We start from the raw sequence: 20,276 nt of genomic DNA, 5'->3' as shown, positions 1-20,276 counted from the left end.
CCTTGATGGTTGATCACCTGATTGCATTTGCCACTGCCCACTACCTGCTCGTGGGTGCCTTCGTTATCCTGCTGGCGCTGCTGATCGCTCATGAATTGAGCCGCGGTGGCCGCAGCCTGAGCACGGCGGAGCTGACCGCGCTGGTCAACAAGGATGAGGCCGTTGTCGTGGACATTCGTCCGGCCAAGGATTTCGCCACCGGTCACATCGTCGGCGCCCTGAACATTCCTCAGGACAAGCTGATCGCGCGCCTGGCCGAGCTGGAAAAGCACAAGGCCAAGACCATCATCCTGGTCGACGCCCAAGGCCAGCACGCCGGCACCCACGCCCGCGAAATGCTCAAGACCGGTTTCACCGCCGCCAAGTTGTCCGGTGGCATCAGCAGCTGGCGCGCCGATAACCTGCCGCTGGTGAAGTGATATGAGCCAGGTTGTCGTGTATTCCAGCGATTGGTGCCCTTACTGCATGCGGGCCAAGGCCCTGCTTGAGAAGAAGGGTGTTGCCTTCGAAGAAATCAAGGTCGACGGCAAACCGCAAGTGCGCGCCGAAATGGCCCAGAAGGCGGGGCGCACGTCCGTGCCGCAGATCTGGATCGGCGCCAGGCACATCGGTGGCTGCGACGACCTGTTCGCCCTGGAGCGCGCCGGTAAACTGGATGCGCTGCTGCTCGTCTGACTCCTAAACCCTAAAAGACCTCAAGATCACAAGGATCTGCGATGACTGACCAACAGAACACCGAAGCTGCAGAAGCCCAAGCGCCACAGTTCTCGCTGCAGCGCATCTACGTGCGTGACCTGTCGTTCGAAGCGCCGAAAAGCCCGGCCATCTTCCGTCAGGAATGGACGCCAAGCGTTGCGCTGGACCTGAACACCCGCCAGAAGGCACTGGAAGGCGACTTCCACGAAGTCGTGCTGACCCTGTCCGTGACCGTCAAGAATGGCGAAGAAGTGGCCTTCATCGCTGAAGTGCAACAGGCCGGTATCTTCCTGATCCAGGGCCTGGACGAAGCGTCCATGAGTCACACCCTGGGCGCGTTCTGCCCGAACATCCTGTTCCCGTATGCCCGTGAGACCCTGGACAGCCTGGTCACCCGTGGCTCGTTCCCTGCGCTGATGCTGGCTCCGGTGAACTTCGATGCCCTGTACGCGCAAGAGCTGCAGCGCATGCAACAGGAAGGTTCGTCGACGGTTCAGTAATCTCGAACCCGGTGCAGGACCCCATGTGGGAGGGGGCTTGCCCCCGATAGCGGTGGATCAGTCACATAGATGTCGACTGACACTCCGTCATCGGGGGCAAGCCCCCTCCCACATTTGTTATGTGTGTTATTTGAAGCCGAGCTGGCGCCAGCCTTCGTAGACGGCGACGGCCACGGTGTTGGACAGGTTCAGGCTGCGGCAGCCCTCGCGCATCGGCAAACGCAGGCGATGGCCGTCGGGCAGGGCGTCGAGCACCTCGGCCGGCAGGCCCCGGCTTTCCGGGCCGAACAGGAAGGCATCGCCCTCGGCAAAGCTGGCATCATGGAACGGCCGCGACCCCTTGGTGGTGAACGCGAACAGCCGTGGGTGGCCCAGGCTTTCCAGGCAACTGGCCAGGTCGGCGTGGCGTTTGAGCGTGGCGTACTCGTGGTAATCCAGCCCGGCACGGCGCAGGCGCTTGTCGTCCATGTCGAAGCCCAGCGGTTCGATCAAATGCAGGTGGCAGCCACTGTTGGCGCACAGCCTGATAACGTTGCCGGTATTCGGCGGAATTTCTGGTTGAAAAAGGATGACGTGAAACATGCACGGCTCCGAAGGCAAAGATGCGCTGCATTCTACCCTCGAAGAGGACCCGAGGCCGAAGCTTATGCCGAGGGTCATGGGCTCTTTGGCGATTGTCGGCATGATGGTCGGCCTGATGATCGGTCGCCTGACCACCCCGGAGCCGGTCGAACTGCAACAGGTCGAGACCGCGAGGGACGGCGTGGTGGTGTGGTTCAACGGCGAACCCAAGTTGCACGGCGAGCACGTCGACGGCACTGTGGCGCTGTTGTTCGACGCCCAGGGCAAGGCCGCGAGTGGACGGCTCAAGGTCAATGACAAGGACGTGAACTGGCGCGTACGCAAGACCGATGGCGGCCTGCTGCTGAACCTCGTGGCGGCGCGACCATTGCGTGGGGAGTGGAAGGGCGAGAAGGCCGATGGCCGTTGGCGGCTGGAGATCCATCTCCAGGAGGAATAAAAGAGGGAGTTCCCGGCCTGCCTGTACCAGGGCTCCCAAAACGGGGTGAAGCTTGCAAAGCTTCGGTGTTAAAGAGGGAATCCCCGGCCTGCCTGTACCGAGGTTCCCCAAAGCGGTGTGGAGCGCGACGCGATTCGCATCAAGCACCCCGGGTGTAAAGAGGGGATTCTCGGCCTGCCTGTACCAAGGTCCCCGAAACTGGGTAGTAACAGGGTTATTGCAGGGCGCGTGCCAAAATTCGCAATATGGGCCAAAAAATTACGCCAGAAAGCGCAAAGCCCCGGAATACGGGGCTTTGGTGTTTTCGGTTCGCGGGTTCTATTGAGTGAGGCTCTGGCTTTCGCTACCAGATCCATGCCCGATGCCGGTTCATGGTGCATTGAAGCGGTGCACGGTGCTGGAGCCTTGTAGAGGTCCAAATGTGGGAGGGGGCAAGCCCTCTCCCACATTGGGTCTTGAGTGGATCCGAGATTCAGGCTTCATCCCCCTCGTCATCATCCCCCCCGTCGACCTTCATCCCCAGTTCCTTGATCTTGCGCGTCAGGGTATTGCGGCCCCAGCCCAGCAACACGGCGGCATCGCGACGGCGACCGGCGGTGTGTTTCAAGGCGGTCTCGATCATGATCCGCTCAAAGGCCGGCACGGCGCTGTCCAGCAGGCTCGACTGGCCGCGTGCCAGGGCCTGGTCGGCCCACTGGCGCAGCGCCTGTTCCCAGTTGGTTACTGGCGCAGAGTCTTGCGGCAGGCTCAGCAGCTCCGGTGGCAGGTCGCTGATATGCACTTCGCGCCCGGACGCCATCACGGTGATCCAGCGGCAGGTGTTCTCCAGCTGGCGCACGTTGCCCGGCCACGGCAGGTTCTTCAGGTACTCCTCGGTCTCGCTTTTCAGCAGTTTCGGCTCGACGGCCAGCTCCTGGGCGGCGCGGCTGAGGAAGTGACGGGCGAGGGTCGGGATGTCTTCGCGACGGTCCGACATGCGTGGAATGTGGATACGGATCACGTTGAGGCGATGGAACAAGTCCTCACGGAATTTGCCGGCGTGTACCAGGGTTTCCAGGTTCTGGTGGGTTGCCGCAATGATGCGTACGTCGACCTTGACCGGCGTGTGCCCGCCAACGCGATAGAACTCACCGTCAGCCAGCACCCGCAGCAGGCGGGTCTGGGTATCGGCCGGCATGTCGCCGATTTCATCGAGAAACAAGGTGCCGCCGTCAGCCTGTTCAAAACGCCCGCGCCGCAGGTTGGCCGCGCCGGTGAACGCGCCTTTTTCATGGCCGAACAGCTCGGATTCCATCAAGTCCTTGGGAATCGCCGCCATGTTCAGCGCGATGAACGGCGAGGCCGCCCGTGGGCTGTGGCGGTGCAGTGCATGAGCGACAAGCTCTTTACCGGTGCCGGATTCGCCGTTGATCAGCACGGTGATGTTGGAGTGGCTCAAGCGCCCGATGGCGCGAAAAACTTCCTGCATCGCCGGCGCTTCGCCGATGATTTCCGGGGTGCGGGTCAGGGCCGGTGGGGCTTCCTGGTTCTGCTGTTCCTGGGCGTGCTGGTTGGCGCGCTTGACCAGTGCCACCGCCTCGTCCACGTCGAACGGCTTGGGCAGGTACTCAAAGGCACCGCCCTGGTAGGACGCGACAGCGCTGTCCAGGTCCGAGTGCGCGGTCATGATGATCACTGGCAGGCGCGGGTGCTGCTCGCGAATCCGCGCCAGCAAGTCCAGGCCACTGGCGCCGGGCATGCGGATGTCGGAGATGATCACATCGGGCTGCTGGCGCGCCAGGCGGCTCATCACCCCGTCGGCGCTGTCGAAGCTCTGGGTGGTCATGCCTTCCTGTTGCAAGGCTTTCTCGAGGACCCAGCGGATAGAACGGTCGTCATCGACGATCCAGACAGTTTCACTACGGCTCATGTCGATGGGGCTCCTTGTTCCAGAGGCAGAAAGATCGAGAACGTGGTGTGGCCGGGATGGCTTTCACATTCGATCAGACCCTGGTGCTGGCTGATGATGTTCTGGGTGATGGCCAGGCCCAGCCCGGTACCGTCCGGGCGGCCGCTGACCATGGGAAAGAAAATGGTTTCCTGGAGTTCCGCAGGAATGCCCGGGCCGTTGTCGATGATTTCGACCTTGGTCACCAGGCGATGGCGCACGTGGCCGATGGTGAACTGGCGCAGGGCGCGGGTGCGCAGGCTGATGCGACCCAGGCGCAGCTCATTCTGACTGCTGATGGCCTGCATGGCATTGCGCACGATGTTGAGCACTGCCTGGATCATCTGTTCGCGGTCGATCAATACGTCGGGAATGCTCGGATCGTAGTCACGCACCAGGGTGATGCAGCCCTGGCTTTCGGCTTCCACCAACTGGCAGACGCGCTCGAGCACTTCGTGCACATTGGTCATCGCCAGTGACGGCAACTTGTTGGAGCCGAGCATGCGGTCCACCAGGTTACGCAGGCGATCGGCCTCCTCGATGATGACGTTGGTGTAGTCCTTGAGGTGTTCCTCCGGCAGCTCACGGGCCAGCAACTGCGCCGCACCGCGAATGCCGCCCAGTGGGTTCTTGATCTCATGGGCCAAGCCGCGCACCAGCATCTTGCTGGTTTCCTGCTTGGACAGCTGCGCTTCCTCCTTGGTGATGCGCAGCAGGCGATCGCGCGGGTGTACTTCCAGCAGCAGCAACGTCGCGCCGTTGCTCAGGATGGGGGTCACGGCATAGTCGACGGTCAGTGTCTGGCCGGTGAGGGCGGTGAGCATCGCTTCGCGTTTGGTGAACGGGTGTGCCTGCTCCACCGCCTGGCGCAACGAACTCAGGGCTTCGGCCGACTCGGTGAACAATTCGCTGATGAACTGCCCATGGCTGCGCTGGCCGCTGATGGCCAGGAGCATCTCCGCCGCCGGATTCATGTACTCAAGACGCAAGTCGTCATTGAGCAGGATGGTCGCGGTGGTCAGGTTGTCGAGTAGCAAACGGTGCAGTGCATCGCTGATGGTCATCAGGACCTCTTTTGGAGCAAGGCGCGGGCTTGAGGCACACGCTGATACATGGAAAATGCAAAAACCAAACCAAGGCTCCGAAAAGAAGCGTGAAAGCCCTGAAATGGGTGTTTCAGGCGCGAAACTGTGGCGTTCTGCCAGCTTGCACGGGAAGTTTCGAACCAAAATGGGCTGGGCAAGTGGGAAGGGTGCAGCCTATCGCACCAATATAGTGCGGTTTTGTGAAGGTTGTTCAGGAAGTGGCGAGTGGATCGTTTTCAGGGCGCGGTGAAAACGATCCGGAGTGGGGGATGGATCAGTGTTGTTCGGAAAGTGGCATGCCCGGACGGCCCGCGTAAAAGACCAGCAGCTCGACCGGGGTGTTGCCGGTAATACCGCGATGCTCAATGCCTACCATCTCGGCAAGGGTTTGCCCTTGCCTCAAGGTGCGCGTCAGCCCGCTCTTACGGGTTTCAACGGTCAGCTCTCCCGAAACGATGTAGGCGGCATTTGGCATTGGGTGAGTGTGCCAGGGCAATTGCGTGTGCGCAGGGATCTTGAGGCGTATGAGCGTCAGTTGCGGCGGACCTGAGGGGTAGGCTTTGTAAGGTGTGCCATCCCATGACGCGCTGCGTTCAAGCAACACCTCTTTTTCGATGTGTACGGCGTTCTTTGGGTGGGTGCCGCAGCCAAGCAACGACAAACCCACCGCTGCTGCAATCCAGCACTTGAGGGTGATCATGGTTCCATCCTGTTCGATAAATGAACAGTCAGGCTATGGCTGCCGGCCTCGGTGAAGATGCAGGACGGGTCCTCAAATCAAGTAGGTCCAGTGCACAGTTCGGCCGTGGCGCGGATCATCGCCAGCTGACGCAACGGATCGTTCAGCGGCTCATGCACGGCTTCGGCCAGCCATTGTGGGCACTGTGGATCGGTGCGCTGCGGGGTGAAGTCAGCCAATTGCTGCAGCAGGCGTTTTTGCAATTCGTCCAACTGCGGGCGGATCTGTTTCACCAGGTCGGGGCGTGGATCGTCAGGTGCCTTGCCCTGGAACTGCCAGTCTGACAGATGGGTGTACTGCACCAGTTTGTTCGCCTCGATCTGCGCCGAGAAAAACTGCTCGACGGCGGCAGACGCCAATTTGTAGCTCGGTGCCTGGGCGACGACGCTGGCGATCACTTCTTGTTCGCGCTTTTTGTCCTCTACCGGCTTGTGGCTGTCCCATTTGCTCAGGGCTACCTGGTCGGCGATCTCCAGGCGTTCGGCGATGCTGTTGAGCAGCGGCTCCAGGGTGGGCGGCGCGGCACTGGCACTGGCACTTGCGAACAACAGGGCGAACACAAGTCTATGTTTCATTGAAGATCTCCTCGTGGGAGGGGGCTTGCCCCCGATGGTGGAGTGTCAGTGCCAGATGGGCTGGCTGACACACTGCAATCGGGGGCAAGCCCCCTCCCACCTTTTTTGATTGGGTTTGCAGGTCTACAGCGGCGTCAGGCAGAGGCTACCTTAACTTGCGTGCTTGCCTGCAGTTACGCCAGAATCCGCCGGCTTGTACGGCTGGCTTGTCGTCTCTAAGGTTGCTCGGTCGCTGCTCATCAGCGATCAGGTTTAGTAGCCTGGATTCGAATTGTAGGTCGTGCATTCTCCATCAATCAGGTTTCTAAAGCCTGTGCTTGATGGTGGTTGCGCGCAGGGCATCCTTGGATGCGCCGGGCTTCTACATTCACCGGTCTACTAACCCGCGCGCAGCTGCCACCCTTTCGTTTAGTAGCGAAGCGAAGGCGGCCTCACTTGAGGAATGTAGAAAATGTTCAAGCCAACCCCCAATCCACAACCCTGGCCATTCACCAACTGAGTGCGCCGGGCACGCAGATGGTCGGCCAGATGCTCGACCGCCATCCCCCGGCCAGCTAAACCCCAGGCAAAAAAAAGACCTCCCGAAGGAGGTCTTTTTCGTCACGCCACGTTAAGCAGCGCTACCGGATCAGCAGCTGTAGTACAGCTCGTATTCCAGTGGGTGTACGAAGGTGCGAACCTTGATTTCTTCTTCGCTTTTCAGCTCGATGTAGGCATCGATGAAGTCGTCGCTGAATACGCCGCCTTTGGTCAGGAACGCACGGCCCTTGTCCAGCTCTTCCAGGGCTTCTTTCAGGCTGCCGCACACTTGTGGGATCTCTTTGGCCTCTTCAGGCGGCAGGTCGTACAAGTTTTTGTCGGCGGCGTCGCCAGGGTGGATCTTGTTCTGGATACCGTCCAGACCGGCCATGACCAGTGCCGCGAAGGCCAGGTATGGGTTGGCTGCCGGGTCCGGGAAGCGCGCTTCGATACGGCGAGCACGTGGGCTGGACACGTAAGGAATACGGATCGAGGCGGAACGGTTGCGAGCGGAGTAAGCCAGCATTACCGGAGCTTCGAAACCTGGGACCAGACGCTTGTAGGAGTTGGTCGACGGGTTGGTGAAGCCGTTCAGGGCCTTACCGTGCTTGATGATGCCGCCGATGAAGTACAGGGCAGTGTCGGACAGGCCGGCGTAACCTTCGCCTGCGAAGGTGTTCTTGCCTTCTTTGGCGATGGACAGGTGAACGTGCATACCCGAACCGTTATCGCCGTACAGTGGTTTAGGCATGAAGGTCGCGGTACGGCCGTAGGCATCAGCCACGTTGTGTACGCAGTACTTCAGGGTCTGTACTTCGTCAGCCTTGGCGACCAGGGTGTTGAACTTCACACCGATTTCGTTCTGGCCGGCAGTGGCCACTTCGTGGTGGTGCACTTCGATGACCAGGCCCATTTCTTCCATGGCGTTGCACATGGAGGTACGGATTTCGTGGTCGTGGTCGAATGGCGGAACCGGGAAGTAGCCTCCCTTGACGCCTGGACGGTGGCCTTTGTTGCCGCCTTCCACGTCCTGGTCGGACATCCAGGAGCCTTGTTCGGAGAAGATCTTGAACATGGAGCCGGAAATGTCGGACTTGAACTTGACCGAATCAAAGATGAAGAATTCTGGCTCCGGGCCTACGAATACGGTGTCGCCGATACCGGTGGACTTCAGGTATTCCTCGGCACGCTTGGCGATCGCACGTGGGTCGCGGTCGTAGCCTTGCATGGTCGAAGGCTCGATCACGTCACAGACGATGATCAGGGTTGGGTCTTCGGTGAACGGGTCGAGAACAGCAGTGCTGTCGTCCGGCATCAGGATCATGTCGGAAGCTTCGATGCCTTTCCAGCCAGCGATGGAGGAACCGTCGAACATTTTGCCTTCTTCGAAGAAAGCATCATCCAGCGCGTCGCGAGCCGGCATGGTCACGTGGTGCTGAGTGCCTTTGGTGTCCGTGAAGCGCAGATCAATCCATTTAACGTCATGATCTTTGATGAGTTGAACCGACTTCGACATAGTGTCCTCCGGGTGGCTTCGGGCTGGGGTAGTGGAGTTAGCCCTTAGAATGTGGGTGATGCCGGCGCGGATACTCCGCCATGGCAACCTGCCTCACAAGAGAGCAAATTGCATGCCAGTGCGCCAACATGGGTTTTCTGTTCCAAAAACGCCCCTATAACGGTGCATTACGACAAAAGCCCGAAAATAGCGCACCTCAATGTAGCGCAAAGGCGTGCAGGTGCACCCATTTAGTGCGTTGCGCCTGCTGTGCATATTAACTGGTTAAACCTTGAGCGATTTCCGCTATAATCCGCGCCCCCCTTTTTCAGCAGGCCCGGCGCGCGCTGTTTCCATGAAATTAATCGTTAAAGTCTTCCCCGAGATCACCATCAAAAGCCGACCGGTACGGACGCGTTTCATCCGTCAGTTGGCCAAGAACATCCGTGCCGTGCTCCGCGATCTGGACCCGGCTGTGGTGGTGAACGGCGTGTGGGACAACCTCGAGCTGGAAACCCGTGTCACCGAGCCCAAAGCCTTGAAGGACATGACCGAGCGCCTGAGCTGCATGCCGGGGATCGCGCACTTCCTGCAGGTGGATGAGTACCCGCTGGGCGACTTCGACGACATCACCGAGAAGTGCAAACAGCACTACGGCGACTCGCTTACCGGCAAGATCTTTTCGGTGCGCTGCAAGCGTGCCGGCAAGCACAGCTTCAGCTCCATGGACGTCGAGAAATATGTCGGCAGCAAGCTGCGTCGCGAGTGTGGCGCTGCCGGAATTTCCCTGAAAGCACCGCAAATTGAAGTGCGCATGGAAATTCGCGACCAACGGTTGTTTGTGATCCACAGCCAGCACAACAGCATCGGCGGCTACCCGCTGGGCGCTCTGGAACAGACCCTGGTACTGATGTCCGGCGGTTTCGATTCCACGGTGGCGGCCTACCAGATCATGCGTCGCGGCCTCATGAGCCACTTCTGCTTCTTTAATCTGGGCGGGCGTGCACACGAATTGGGCGTGATGGAAGTTGCGCACTTTATCTGGAAGAAGTACGGCAGCTCCCAACGCGTGCTATTTGTGAGCGTGCCGTTCGAGGAAGTGCTGGGCGAAATTCTCGGCAAAGTCGATAACAGTCATATGGGCGTGGTATTGAAGCGTATGATGTTGCGCGCTGCCTCGCGGATCGCCGACCAGTTGCAGATCGACGCGCTGGTCACCGGTGAAGCGATCTCCCAGGTATCGAGCCAGACGCTGCCGAACTTGTCGATCATCGATTGTGTTACCGAGAAGCTGGTACTGCGCCCACTGATCGCCAGCCACAAGCAGGACATCATCGACCTGGCAGAGCAGATCGGCACCGCCGATTTTGCCAAGCACATGCCCGAGTACTGCGGGGTCATCTCGGTGAACCCCAAGACCCACGCCAAGCGTCACCGCGTGGAGCATGAAGAGAAAGAATTCGACATGGCGATTCTGGAGCGTGCGCTCGAGAACGCCAAACTGGTCCCGATCGATCGCGTCATCGACGAGCTGGGCCAGGACATCAAGATCGAAGAAGTCAGCGAAGCCCTGGCCGGCCAGATCGTCATCGACATCCGTCACCCGGATGCCGCTGAGGATGAGCCGCTGGAAATCGCCGGCATCGACGTACAAACGCTGCCGTTCTATGCATTGAACGCGCGTTTCAAGGAACTGGATAACAGCCGTCAGTACCTGCTGTATTGCGACAAAGGCGTGATGAGTCGCCTGCATGCCCACCATTTGCTCAGTGAGGGGCATGCCAATGTGCGCGTTTATCGACCGAGCTAAGAGCCCGGGGCTGTTTGCCTGTGGCCTGCGTCACCGGCCCCCCGACTCTGCCGTCAAGCTGTAACGGCAAGGCCTGACTCTACTGTTAATCGCTGCCACGACCTGTCAGCACACCGAATCCTCTGATCGAGATACACAAGTGATCGAAAATCTACGTAACATCGCCATCATTGCTCACGTTGACCATGGTAAAACCACCCTGGTAGACAAACTCCTGCGTCAGTCCGGCACCCTGGAGCGCAACGAGCTCAACGACGAGCGCGTGATGGACTCCAACGACCAGGAAAAAGAGCGCGGTATTACCATCCTGGCGAAAAACACCGCCATCAACTGGAACGGCTACCACATCAACATCGTGGACACCCCGGGCCACGCCGACTTCGGCGGCGAAGTAGAACGCGTAATGTCGATGGTGGACTCCGTTCTGCTGCTGGTTGACGCTCAAGACGGCCCTATGCCGCAAACCCGTTTCGTGACCAAGAAGGCCTTCGAAGCCGGCCTGCGTCCGATCGTGTGCATCAACAAGGTTGACCGTCCAGGCGCGCGTCCGGACTGGGTTCTGGACCAGATCTTCGACCTGTTCGACAACCTGGGTGCCACCGAAGAACAGCTGGACTTCAAAGTCGTCTACGCCTCGGCCCTGAACGGTATTGCCGGTCTGGACCACACCGACATGGCTGAAGACATGACCCCGCTGTACCAGTCGATCGTCGACAACGTACCTGCGCCGGCTGTTGACCGTGACGGTCCGTTCCAGATGCAGATCTCGGCACTGGACTACAACAGCTTCCTGGGTGTTATCGGCGTTGGCCGTATCGCCCGTGGTCGCGTCAAGCCGAACACCCCGGTTGTCGCTATCGGCGCCGACGGCAAGAAGCGCAACGGTCGTATCCTGAAGCTGATGGGCCACCACGGCCTGCACCGCATCGACGTTGAAGAAGCTGCAGCTGGCGACATCGTGTGCATCAGCGGTATGGACTCGCTGTTCATCTCCGATACCCTGTGCCACCCGGACGCGGTAGAAGCGATGAAGCCTCTGACCGTTGACGAGCCAACCGTTTCCATGACCTTCCAGGTAAACGACTCGCCTTTCTGCGGTAAAGAAGGCAAGTTCGTGACCTCCCGTAACATCAAGGAGCGTCTGGACAAAGAGCTGCTGTACAACGTTGCACTGCGCGTTGAAGAAGGCGACTCGGCTGACAAGTTCAAGGTTTCCGGCCGTGGTGAGCTGCACCTCTCGGTACTGATCGAAACCATGCGTCGCGAAGGCTTCGAAATGGGCGTTGGTCGTCCTGAAGTGATCATCCGTCAAGTTGACGGCGTGAAGCAGGAACCGTTCGAAAACGTCACCATCGACACCCCTGAAGAATCCCAGGGCAAGGTCATGGAAGAGATGGGCCTGCGTAAAGGCGACCTGACCAACATGGTGCCGGATGGCAAAGGCCGTGTGCGTCTGGAATACAACATCCCTGCTCGCGGTCTGATCGGTTTCCGTAACCAGTTCCTGACCCTGACCAACGGTGCTGGCATCCTGACCTCGATCTTCGATCGCTACGACACCATGAAGTCCGGCGACATGTCCGGCCGTCAGAACGGTGTTCTGGTCTCGGTAGAAACCGGCAAGGCACTGACCTACTCCCTGGAAACCCTCCAGGCGCGTGGCAAGCTGTTCGTTGAACACGGTCAAGAGATCTACAACGGTCAGATCGTTGGTCTGAACAGCCGTGACAACGACATGGGCGTCAACCCAACCAAAGGCAAGAAGCTCGACAACATGCGTGCTTCGGGTAAAGACGAAACCATCGCCCTGGTTCCACCTGTTCGCTTCACCCTGGAACAGGCCCTGGAATTCATCCAGGACGACGAGCTGTGTGAAGTCACGCCTAAGTCGATCCGCCTGCGTAAGAAGATCCTGGACGAAGGCGAGCGTACCCGCGCTGCCAAGAAAGCCAAGAACTGAGTTAACTCAGACTGAATGAAAAACGCCCCCGGTCGAAAGGCCGGGGGCGTTTTTTTATGCCTGCAGGTTTTGTGGTGACTGTGCCGACCCTATCGGGGGCAAGCCCCCTCCCACATTTTGAACTGTGAACACTTTCAAGTGTGGGAGGGGGCTTGCCCCCGATAGGGCCCTTGAAAGCCCCGCAAAACCCTGATCAGAACTTGTCGAGGGTCTTGAACGTGGTCTCGCGCACCACTTCCTTCGGCTTGTACGCGCAATATCCCGGACGCGGCCCGATCTTCGGGTGGTTGCGGCAGGTATCCGGGCGCTTGTCATAAATAGTGCAGAAGCGCGTCTTACGATCCAGGTACAGGCAATCGTTGTTGCTCATGCGCTGCAGGGTAAAAATCTCGGATTTGGAATTGAAGCGCTCGACGATGCCTTCCTTCTGCAGGCGCTTGGCGATGTTCTTCGGCGGGTCGCCACGCTCGAATTCATCGACGATGCCAATGCGGATCAGGTCCTTGATCTTCACTTCGACCGGCAGCGTGCAGCAGCTGGACACGCAACCACCGCACATATGCGCGGAATATTTCTGCCACGTTTCAAGACGGTCGAGTTCCGCGGCGGCGATCAATTGAGGCTTCATCAGGGTTCCAAAAGGTGGGGCTGTATCCGGGCGCGCGATCATACCGGGATTGGTGATTTTTTGAACAATATTTTCTGGGTTTCAGCTCAAAGGCAGATCGGGCACGACCCCTGCATCTAATTCACGCAACGGTGAATGCGTTAAAAAACTGCCGAACCAGCGCGTCTACCGCCTGTCAGACCGTCTAGGCTCTAGCAACTCCTTCTATCTCGCCCGAGGTCGCAATTGATGTCTCAGGAACCACTTGCACGAGAAGCAGAGGTAGCCGCATTCCGCGATGCCGTCTTGACCAAACTCACCTACGCGGTGGGCAAGGACCCGGATCACGCCTTCGACCACGACTGGTTCGAAGCCATTGCCCTGGCCGCCCGCGACCAGATGGTCGACCACTGGATGGACCATACGCGGCGTATCTACCGCAAAGGCCAGAAGCGCGTTTATTACCTTTCCCTGGAATTCCTCATCGGCCGCCTGCTCTACGACAGTCTGAGCAACCTTGGCGTGCTGGAGATTGCGCGTGAAGCGTTGTCCGAGCTGGGTGTCGACCTGGAGCGCATTCGCCTGCTGGAGCCCGACGCGGCGCTCGGCAACGGTGGCTTGGGCCGCCTGGCTGCGTGCTTCATGGAAAGCATGTCGACCCTGGGCATTGCCGGCCATGGTTATGGCATTCGTTATGAGCACGGCTTATTCCGCCAGGCGATTGTCGATGGCTGGCAGCAGGAGCAGACCGAGCGTTGGCTGGATTTCGGCAACCCGTGGGAGTTCGAGCGGGCCGAAGTGATTTACCCGATCGGCTTTGGCGGCAGCGTCGAAACCTTGGCGGATGCCTCCGGCAAGATGATTCAGGTGTGGTCGCCCAACGAAACCGTCCGGGCCGTGGCCTACGACACTCCGGTGGTCGGCTGGCGTGGCGCCAGCGTCAACACCCTGCGCCTGTGGCGCGCCCGTGCGGTGGAAGACTTGCACCTGGAGCGCTTCAACGCCGGTGACCACTTGGGCGCTGTCGCCGAAGTGGCCCGGGCTGAAAGCATCTCCCGCGTACTTTACCCAGCCGACAGCACCGAAGCGGGGCAGGAACTGCGCCTGCGTCAGGAATACTTCTTTGTCTCTGCTTCATTGCAGGACCTGCTGCGCCGTCACAAGAACATGCACGGCTCGGTGCTGAGCCTGGGCGAACACGCGGCGATCCAGCTCAACGACACGCACCCGTCCATTGCCGTGGCCGAGTTGATGCGGCAGTTGGTGGATTTGCACGATATTCCGTGGGAAGCGGCTTGGGACGTCACCGTTGAAACCCTTTCCTACACCAACCACACGCTGTTGCCCGAAGCCTTGGAAACCTGGCCTGTGGGCCTGATGGAACGCATGCTGCCCCGGCACATGCAGATCATCTACCTGATCAACGCCCAGCACATCGATTCGCTGCGCGCCAAAGGCATCCACGATTTCGATGTGCTGCGCGCCGTCTCACTGATCGAAGAAGATAACGGCCGCCGTGTGCGCATGGGCAACCTGGCATTCCTCGGTTCCCACAGCGTCAACGGCGTGTCCGGCCTGCACACGCAACTGATGCGCAGCACCGTATTCTCCGAACTGCACAAGCTGTACCCGGAGCGCATCAACAACAAGACCAACGGCATTACCTTCCGCCGCTGGTTGTACCAGGCCAACCCCAAGCTCACGTCCATGCTGGTGGAGGCGCTCGGTCCGGACATTCTCGACAAGCCCGAAGAGCGACTGCTGGAGCTTGAACCCTTTGCCGAGAAACAGACATTTCGCAAGACGTTTGCCGAGCAACGTTTACACAGTAAGCGTGCACTGGCCGACATCATCCACGAGCGCCTGGGCATTGCAGTGAACCCGGCGGCGATGTTCGACGTGCAGGTCAAGCGTATCCACGAGTACAAGCGCCAACTGCTCAACCTGCTGCACACCGTGGCGCTGTACCAGGCGATCCGTGCCGAACCGGGCACCGACTGGGTGCCGCGCGTGAAGATCTTCGCGGGCAAGGCGGCGGCCAGTTACCACCAGGCCAAGTTAATCATCAAGCTGACCAACGACATCGCGCGCACCGTCAACAACGACCCGACCGTGCGCGGCCTGCTCAAGGTGGTGTTCCTGCCTAACTACAACGTCAGCCTGGCGGAAAGCATCATTCCGGCGGCGGACTTGTCGGAGCAGATCTCTACCGCCGGCTTCGAAGCCTCGGGCACCAGCAACATGAAGTTCGGCCTCAATGGTGCGCTGACCATCGGCACCATGGACGGCGCCAACGTTGAAATGCATGAGCGCGTGGGGGCCGAGCACATGTTTATCTTTGGCCTCAGCGCGCAGCAAGTGGAAGCCCGCAAACACGCCGGGGAGTTCAACGCCGGGCCGGACATCGCCGCCTCCCATCGGTTGAACGATGTGCTGCAAGCGATCCGCGGCGGGGTGTTCTCGCCGGATGATCCGGGCCGCTACGTGGGGTTGATCGATGGGTTGATCGACTACGATCGATTCCTTGTGTGCGCCGACTTCGATTCGTACTGGGACGCCCAGGCGCGGGTCGAGGCGCATTGGCATGATTCCAAGGCGTGGTGGCGTTCGGCGGTGCTGAATACGGCGCGCATGGGCTGGTTCAGCTCGGACCGGACGATCAGGGAGTACGCGACCGAGATCTGGAAAGCCCTCGACTAAACATCGCTGATCCAAAAATGTGGGAGGGGGCTTGCCCCCGATAGCAGCCTGTCAGTTTGCAGATATGTCGACTGGTGCACCGCTATCGGGCGCAAGCTCCCTCCCACATTGGTTCTGCATCGATATACTGGGCGCCGGTTTGCCTAGGGAATATCGACCATGCAATGGATTTTCATGCTGATTGGCCTGGTGCTCGGCTGGACGCTCGATGAGTCGTTCAGCGATGCGGGCATCGGTGCGCTGTTGGGGCTGGGCATTGGCCAGGCGATCCGCCTGGCGAAGCTGTCCTCCCAGGTGGACCAACAGGCGCGTCAGTTGGAAACCACGCAGAAGTCGCTGATAGCGCTGGGTGAGCGCCTGCGGCAACTGGAAGTGCCTGCGCCTGCAACCAGCAGCGTGTTTGTCGAGCCCGCCGTTGCAGAACCCACCCCCGTCGCCCAAACGCCTGAGCTGGTCTGGGAGCTGCCTGCCGAGCTGACACCTGTGACCATGGTCGCCGAAGCGAGCCAGCCGCTGCCGGATGATGTGTGGGCACCGGCTGCGTCGTCGTCCCCTAAAGAACCTGCCATCCCGCGTGGCCCCAACCTTATCGAGCGTGCCCTCAACGGTGCACGCAATTGGCTGTTTGGCGGCAACACGGTGCTGCGCGTCGGGGTGGTGCTGCTCTTTCTCGGCCTGGCGTTCCTGCTGCGCTACGCCACCGAAGGCATGGTGGTGCCGATCGAGCTGCGTTATGCCGGTGTGGCTGCGGCTGCGGTGGGCCTGCTGGGCCTGGGCTGGTGGCTGCGGCTGCGCAACAGCAACTACGGGTTGATGCTGCAGGGCGCGGGCATTGCGGTGTTGTACCTCACGGTGTTTGCGGCGATGCGTGTGCATCTGCTGATCGATCCCGGCGCGGCAATGGGGTTGCTGGTCGCCGTCACGGTATTTTCAGCGATCCTGGCGATCACCCAGGATGCCCTCGGCCTCGCCTGTGCGGCGGCTTTGGGCGGTTTTGCGGCACCGATCCTGGTATCGACCGGCGCCGGAAGCCATGTGGCGTTGTTCAGTTACTTTGCGTTGCTCAATGCCGGCATTCTCGCGATTGCCTGGTTCAAGGCCTGGCGCCTGCTGAATGTGATCGGCTTTGTGGGCACCTTCGGGATCGGTTTCGCCTGGGGTATGCGTTCCTACACGCCGGAGCTGTTGTGGAGCACCGAGCCATTCCTGCTCCTGTTTTTCGCGATGTACCTGGCAATCGGCCTGTTGTATGCCTGGCGCAAGTTGCTGGAGATGGGCGAGGGCGACAGCCTGGGTACGCAATTGCGCAAGGGCGACTATGTCGACGGCACCTTGTTGTTCGGCCCGCCGCTGGTGGGCTTTGGCTTGCAGTTCGCGCTGGTGCAACACCTTGAGTTCGCCGCTGCGTTCAGTGCGCTGGGCCTGGGCATTATTTACATGGTCTTGGCCCGTGTATTCAGTGGCGGGCGCGCCGGGCTCCTGACGGAAACCTGTCTGGCCCTGGGGGTGATCTTCGCCAGCCTGGCCATTCCCTTGGGCCTCGATGCACGCTGGACCGCTGCGGCGTGGGCTGTCGAAGGCGCCGGGATCTTCTGGCTCGGCCTACGCCAGCATCGCCCCGTGGCGCGGGCGTTCGCCTTGCTGTTGCAACTGGGTTCGTTGCTCGCCTTCCTCAGCGAACTGCGCGATGGCCAGGACACCTTGCTGCTGGGCCCTCCATTAGGGGCGTTGTTGCTGGGCGCCGCACTGTTGTTCAGTTTTTACCAACTACACAAAGCCGCGCCGGAGCAGAGCCGGCGTTGGGAACGTCTCGGCGCTCCAGGGCTCGCCATACTCGGCCTGGGTTGCGCCTACCTGCTGGCGCCGCTGTTGTTTTCAACCCAAGGCAGCATCGTCAGTTGGGCAGTTGCGGGCCTTGCGACCCTATGGGTGGGCCAGCGTATCGGCTCGCCGGTGGTAGTGCGCTGTGGCATTGCTGTGCAAGTCCTTTCGGGCGCGCTGTTTGCCCTCGACCCCGTGAGCAATGCCTGGACGCCGATGATCATTGCCTTGGCGGCAATGCCCGGCGCCTGGCGCTTGCCCCGTGGCCGTTTGTCCTCAGCTCTGCTGGCCTGGGGTGTGGCGTGGTGGGCGCTGGCGGTGATCATTGAAGTGTGGCGCTTGGCGCCTGTACCTTTGCACGCTGCACTGTTGCTGCTGGCGGCTGCGCTGAGCGGGGTGATCTGGACGTTACTGGCGCTGCGTTTGCGCTGGGTGGCGTTGGGTCTCGCCAGCACGTTGCTGATGCCTGCGGCGGGCCTGGTGTTGTGGGACGCATGGACCGAGCATTACCACCCAGCCGCGCAGTTCGGCTGGCTGGCCTGGCTGGCGGTGTTCGGGGTGCATTTCATCTCGCTGCGACGTTTGGCGGCACTGGTGCCTGGAAAGGTCTTAAGCGCGGCTCATGTACTGGGCTGCTGGATGCTGATCGGCGTACTGGCACTGGAACTGCGCTACGGCTTGCTGATGCTCTCGAGCGAATACAACGCCTGGAGCTGGCTGGGCTGGGCGATCCTGCCAAGCCTGTACCTGGTGCTGGCCGCCGCGCCGCGCAGCTGGCCGTGGCCTGTTTCCGCGTACCCAAGGGAATACCGCGTGCTCGCCGCATTGCCGCTGGCGGTGCTGATGCTCGGTTGGTTCTGGCTGGCGAACATCTTCAGTGACGGCACTGCCAAGCCGCTGCCCTATCTGCCCATGCTCAATCCGCTGGACCTGGGCCTGCTGTTCGCGTTGCTGGGCATTTACCTGTGGTCGCGCAGCGCCGCGCCGCAGCGGGGGCCGCGTGTCGAGTCGATCGCCCAAGGTGTCGCGGGGCTTTCGCTGTTCGCCTTCTTTACCGCGCTGGTGATGCGCACGGCCCACCATTGGGGCGGCGTGCCGTTTCAATGGGATGCGTTGCTGGAGTCGATGCTGGTACAGGCCGGCCTGTCGATTGTCTGGACCCTGATCGCCCTCGGCCTGATGATCGGCGGCCACCTGCGCCATCGTCGTGAAGTGTGGCTGATCGGCGCGGCGCTGATTGCGGTGGTGGTGGCCAAGCTGTTCTTCGTCGAATTGAGTAACCACGGCGGCCTGGCGCGGATCGTGTCGTTTATCGGCGTGGGCGGGTTGTTGCTGGTGGTGGGCTATTTTGCACCGTTGCCGCCCAAACGTGTTGAAACTGAGGGAGCGTCTTCTTGATAGGCAAGCTGAGTCTGAGTGGGTTATCGATATGGACGCTGTGCTCGGTGGCGTTTGCTCAAGAGCGGCCGGCTGATTTCGCCACCCAGGTGCCGCTCGCCGTGAGCGGCACTGGCCCCTGGTATCGCCTGGACTTGCCGTTGGCGGTTCAACTGAATGCACGCCAGGCCGATCTCAGCGATGTGCGAGTGTTCAACGCCGCCGGTGAACCCCAGGCCTATGCGCTGTCTCGCCAGTCCGTGCAACGCTCCGAGAGTCGCAACGTCACTGACGTGAAGTGGTTCCCGCTGTACGCCGCCGACACTCAAACAGCGTTGCCCGACGTGGTGATGAAGGCCTCTACCACAGGCACCTTGGTGGAAATCACCCCATCCACTGCACCCAAACCCGGCAAGCAAGTACTGCGCGGCTGGGTGTTGGACGCCAGCGCGATCAAGGCGCCCTTGCAGCAATTGACCCTGGACTGGAGCCGCGAACAGGAGGGCTTCCAGCGTTTCAGCATCGAGGCCAGTGATGACTTGCAGCACTGGGACGCCTGGGGCGATGGGCAGGTGGCGCGCTTGTCGTTTGCCGACGAACGGGTCGAGCAACATGACGTGAACTTGCCCGGGCAATCGGCGCGCTACCTGCGTCTGGTCTGGCAGGGCCAGGCGGCGCCGCTGCTGACCTCGGCCAAACTGGTGAGCGCTACCCGCAGCAGCGTGCCGCTGCCGTTGGTATGGTCGCAGCCGCTCACGGGTACGCGGCTTGGCGCCGGGGAATACAGTTGGCAGTTGTCGGCGGGGGTGAGCATCGAACGCTTGCGCGTCGAGTTGAAGCAACCCAACACGCTGGCGCCCGTGACGTTATCCGGTCGAAGGGACAGCAAGCAGGCATGGCAGCCGTTGAGCAATGGTCTGTTGTATCGCCTGACCCAGAATGGCCAGGACGTGGTGCAGGATGAACTGCAACTGCCGGGGCAAACGGTGGCCGAGCTCAAATTGCAGGTAGATGAGCGCGGTGGTGGTCTGGGCGTCGAGGCGCCGGCGCTGCGCTTTGCAGTGCGTGCCACGCAGTTGGTGTTCCTGGCGCGGGGGGAGCCACCGTTTACGCTGGCGTTGGGCAATGCGTCCGCCAAGGCCGCGAGCTTGCCGCTGTCGACCTTGATCCCGGACTACAAACCCGAGCGCTTCGAGACGCTGGGGCAGGCCAAGGTCGTCGGGGAAGTCGCGGTCACACCGGTTGCGATGGTAGCCGCTGCCGATCCCGGGACGAACTGGAAAAAGCTTGGGCTCTGGGCCGTACTGCTGCTCGGCGTGGCGGCACTGGGCGCCATGGCCTACAGTTTGCTGCGCAAGCCGCCGGCGGCACGTTAAATAAAGTCCATGAACTCTATTGGGTTTAAATCCTCTGATAGGAGGAAATACGCCCCGACTCGCGTTAA

At 60.6% G+C, this 20,276-nt stretch carries 17 protein-coding genes; 10 read left to right on the top strand and 7 right to left on the bottom strand.

All coding sequences use genetic code 11. The annotated features are described in order from the left end of the window. Positions 1-5: 5 nt before the first annotated feature. Genes BM110_RS12730 through secB form a run of 3 tightly spaced genes read left to right on the top strand, consistent with a single transcriptional unit; the run spans position 6 to position 1,196 of the window. Positions 6-419: a rhodanese-like domain-containing protein gene (locus tag BM110_RS12730; protein ID WP_010213877.1), complete on the top strand. Its 414-nt coding sequence runs from the start codon at positions 6-8 to the stop codon at positions 417-419. Between the two features lies 1 nt (position 420). Continuing rightward, positions 421-675, top strand: a complete 255-nt coding sequence (gene grxC / locus BM110_RS12725) for a glutaredoxin 3 (protein WP_033896917.1) — start codon at positions 421-423, stop codon at positions 673-675. Between the two features lie 41 nt (positions 676-716). After that, positions 717-1,196: a protein-export chaperone SecB gene (gene secB, locus BM110_RS12720; RefSeq protein WP_010213875.1), complete on the top strand. Its 480-nt coding sequence runs from the start codon at positions 717-719 to the stop codon at positions 1,194-1,196. Positions 1,197-1,322: 126 nt separating this feature from the next. Here the strand turns inward: secB and BM110_RS12715 are convergent, their stop codons facing one another. Next, entirely contained in the window at positions 1,323-1,778 is a 456-nt protein-coding gene (locus tag BM110_RS12715) for a tRNA (cytidine(34)-2'-O)-methyltransferase (protein WP_003171120.1), read from the bottom strand. Here BM110_RS12715 and BM110_RS12710 point away from each other — a divergent pair. Further along, positions 1,777-2,217 (top strand): hypothetical protein, encoded by a 441-nt coding sequence (locus BM110_RS12710; protein ID WP_071492417.1) that lies wholly within the window; start codon positions 1,777-1,779, stop codon positions 2,215-2,217. The two genes, BM110_RS12715 and BM110_RS12710, sit on opposite strands and share 2 nt — an antisense overlap. 472 nt (positions 2,218-2,689) lie before the next feature. Here the strand turns inward: BM110_RS12710 and ntrC are convergent, their stop codons facing one another. The 4 genes from ntrC to BM110_RS12685 all read right to left on the bottom strand — a co-directional run bounded on the left by ntrC (position 2,690) and on the right by BM110_RS12685 (position 6,543). Further along, on the bottom strand, positions 2,690-4,126 hold the full coding sequence (ntrC, locus tag BM110_RS12700; RefSeq protein WP_025859464.1) for a nitrogen regulation protein NR(I): 1,437 nt from the start codon (positions 4,124-4,126) through the stop codon (positions 2,690-2,692). Next, a complete protein-coding gene (gene glnL / locus BM110_RS12695; RefSeq protein WP_056860661.1) occupies positions 4,123-5,208 on the bottom strand; it encodes a nitrogen regulation protein NR(II) in 1,086 nt (361 codons plus the stop codon). The genes ntrC and glnL overlap by 4 nt, the downstream gene beginning before the upstream one ends. Positions 5,209-5,503: 295 nt before the next feature. Continuing rightward, positions 5,504-5,929, bottom strand: coding sequence for a cupin domain-containing protein (locus tag BM110_RS12690; RefSeq protein WP_092246286.1), 426 nt, complete (start codon positions 5,927-5,929; stop codon positions 5,504-5,506). A gap of 77 nt (positions 5,930-6,006) precedes the next feature. Beyond that, the gene (locus BM110_RS12685; protein WP_093513495.1) at positions 6,007-6,543 is read right to left on the bottom strand and encodes a chorismate mutase; all 537 of its coding nucleotides are present in this window, start codon (positions 6,541-6,543) and stop codon (positions 6,007-6,009) included. A gap of 435 nt (positions 6,544-6,978) precedes the next feature. On the opposite strand from BM110_RS12685, the gene BM110_RS29810 reads away from it, so the two are divergent. Continuing rightward, a complete protein-coding gene (locus BM110_RS29810) occupies positions 6,979-7,101 on the top strand; it encodes a hypothetical protein (RefSeq protein WP_256575398.1) in 123 nt (40 codons plus the stop codon). Between the two features lie 70 nt (positions 7,102-7,171). Here BM110_RS29810 and glnA read toward each other — a convergent pair whose 3' ends face one another. After that, on the bottom strand, positions 7,172-8,578 hold the full coding sequence (glnA, locus tag BM110_RS12680; protein WP_017529544.1) for a glutamate--ammonia ligase: 1,407 nt from the start codon (positions 8,576-8,578) through the stop codon (positions 7,172-7,174). A 334-nt stretch (positions 8,579-8,912) separates the two neighbouring features. On the opposite strand from glnA, the gene thiI reads away from it, so the two are divergent. Together thiI and typA are read left to right on the top strand one after the other, a co-directional pair. Next, entirely contained in the window at positions 8,913-10,367 is a 1,455-nt protein-coding gene (gene thiI / locus BM110_RS12670) for a tRNA uracil 4-sulfurtransferase ThiI (RefSeq protein WP_071492415.1), read from the top strand. A 139-nt stretch (positions 10,368-10,506) separates the two neighbouring features. After that, the gene (typA, locus tag BM110_RS12665) at positions 10,507-12,327 is read left to right on the top strand and encodes a translational GTPase TypA (protein WP_058423717.1); all 1,821 of its coding nucleotides are present in this window, start codon (positions 10,507-10,509) and stop codon (positions 12,325-12,327) included. A gap of 193 nt (positions 12,328-12,520) precedes the next feature. Here the strand turns inward: typA and BM110_RS12660 are convergent, their stop codons facing one another. Continuing rightward, the gene (locus BM110_RS12660; RefSeq protein WP_012721764.1) at positions 12,521-12,955 is read right to left on the bottom strand and encodes a YkgJ family cysteine cluster protein; all 435 of its coding nucleotides are present in this window, start codon (positions 12,953-12,955) and stop codon (positions 12,521-12,523) included. A 228-nt stretch (positions 12,956-13,183) separates the two neighbouring features. Between BM110_RS12660 and BM110_RS12655 the strand changes: the two genes are divergently transcribed. The 3 genes from BM110_RS12655 to BM110_RS12645 all read left to right on the top strand — a co-directional run bounded on the left by BM110_RS12655 (position 13,184) and on the right by BM110_RS12645 (position 20,208). Continuing rightward, a complete protein-coding gene (locus BM110_RS12655) occupies positions 13,184-15,634 on the top strand; it encodes a glycogen/starch/alpha-glucan phosphorylase (protein WP_071492413.1) in 2,451 nt (816 codons plus the stop codon). 159 nt (positions 15,635-15,793) lie between these two features. Beyond that, on the top strand, positions 15,794-18,853 hold the full coding sequence (locus BM110_RS12650; protein ID WP_093513494.1) for a DUF2339 domain-containing protein: 3,060 nt from the start codon (positions 15,794-15,796) through the stop codon (positions 18,851-18,853). Continuing rightward, positions 18,853-20,208 (top strand): DUF3999 domain-containing protein, encoded by a 1,356-nt coding sequence (locus BM110_RS12645; RefSeq protein WP_093513614.1) that lies wholly within the window; start codon positions 18,853-18,855, stop codon positions 20,206-20,208. The genes BM110_RS12650 and BM110_RS12645 overlap by 1 nt, the downstream gene beginning before the upstream one ends. Positions 20,209-20,276 lie beyond the last annotated feature (68 nt).

It is taken from the genome of Pseudomonas sp. NFPP28 (assembly GCF_900115535.1).
Taxonomy (GTDB): Bacteria; Pseudomonadota; Gammaproteobacteria; order Pseudomonadales; family Pseudomonadaceae; genus Aquipseudomonas; species Aquipseudomonas extremorientalis.
Note: the sequence above shows the minus strand (reverse complement) of the source record. Positions and strands in the feature narration are given on the sequence as shown.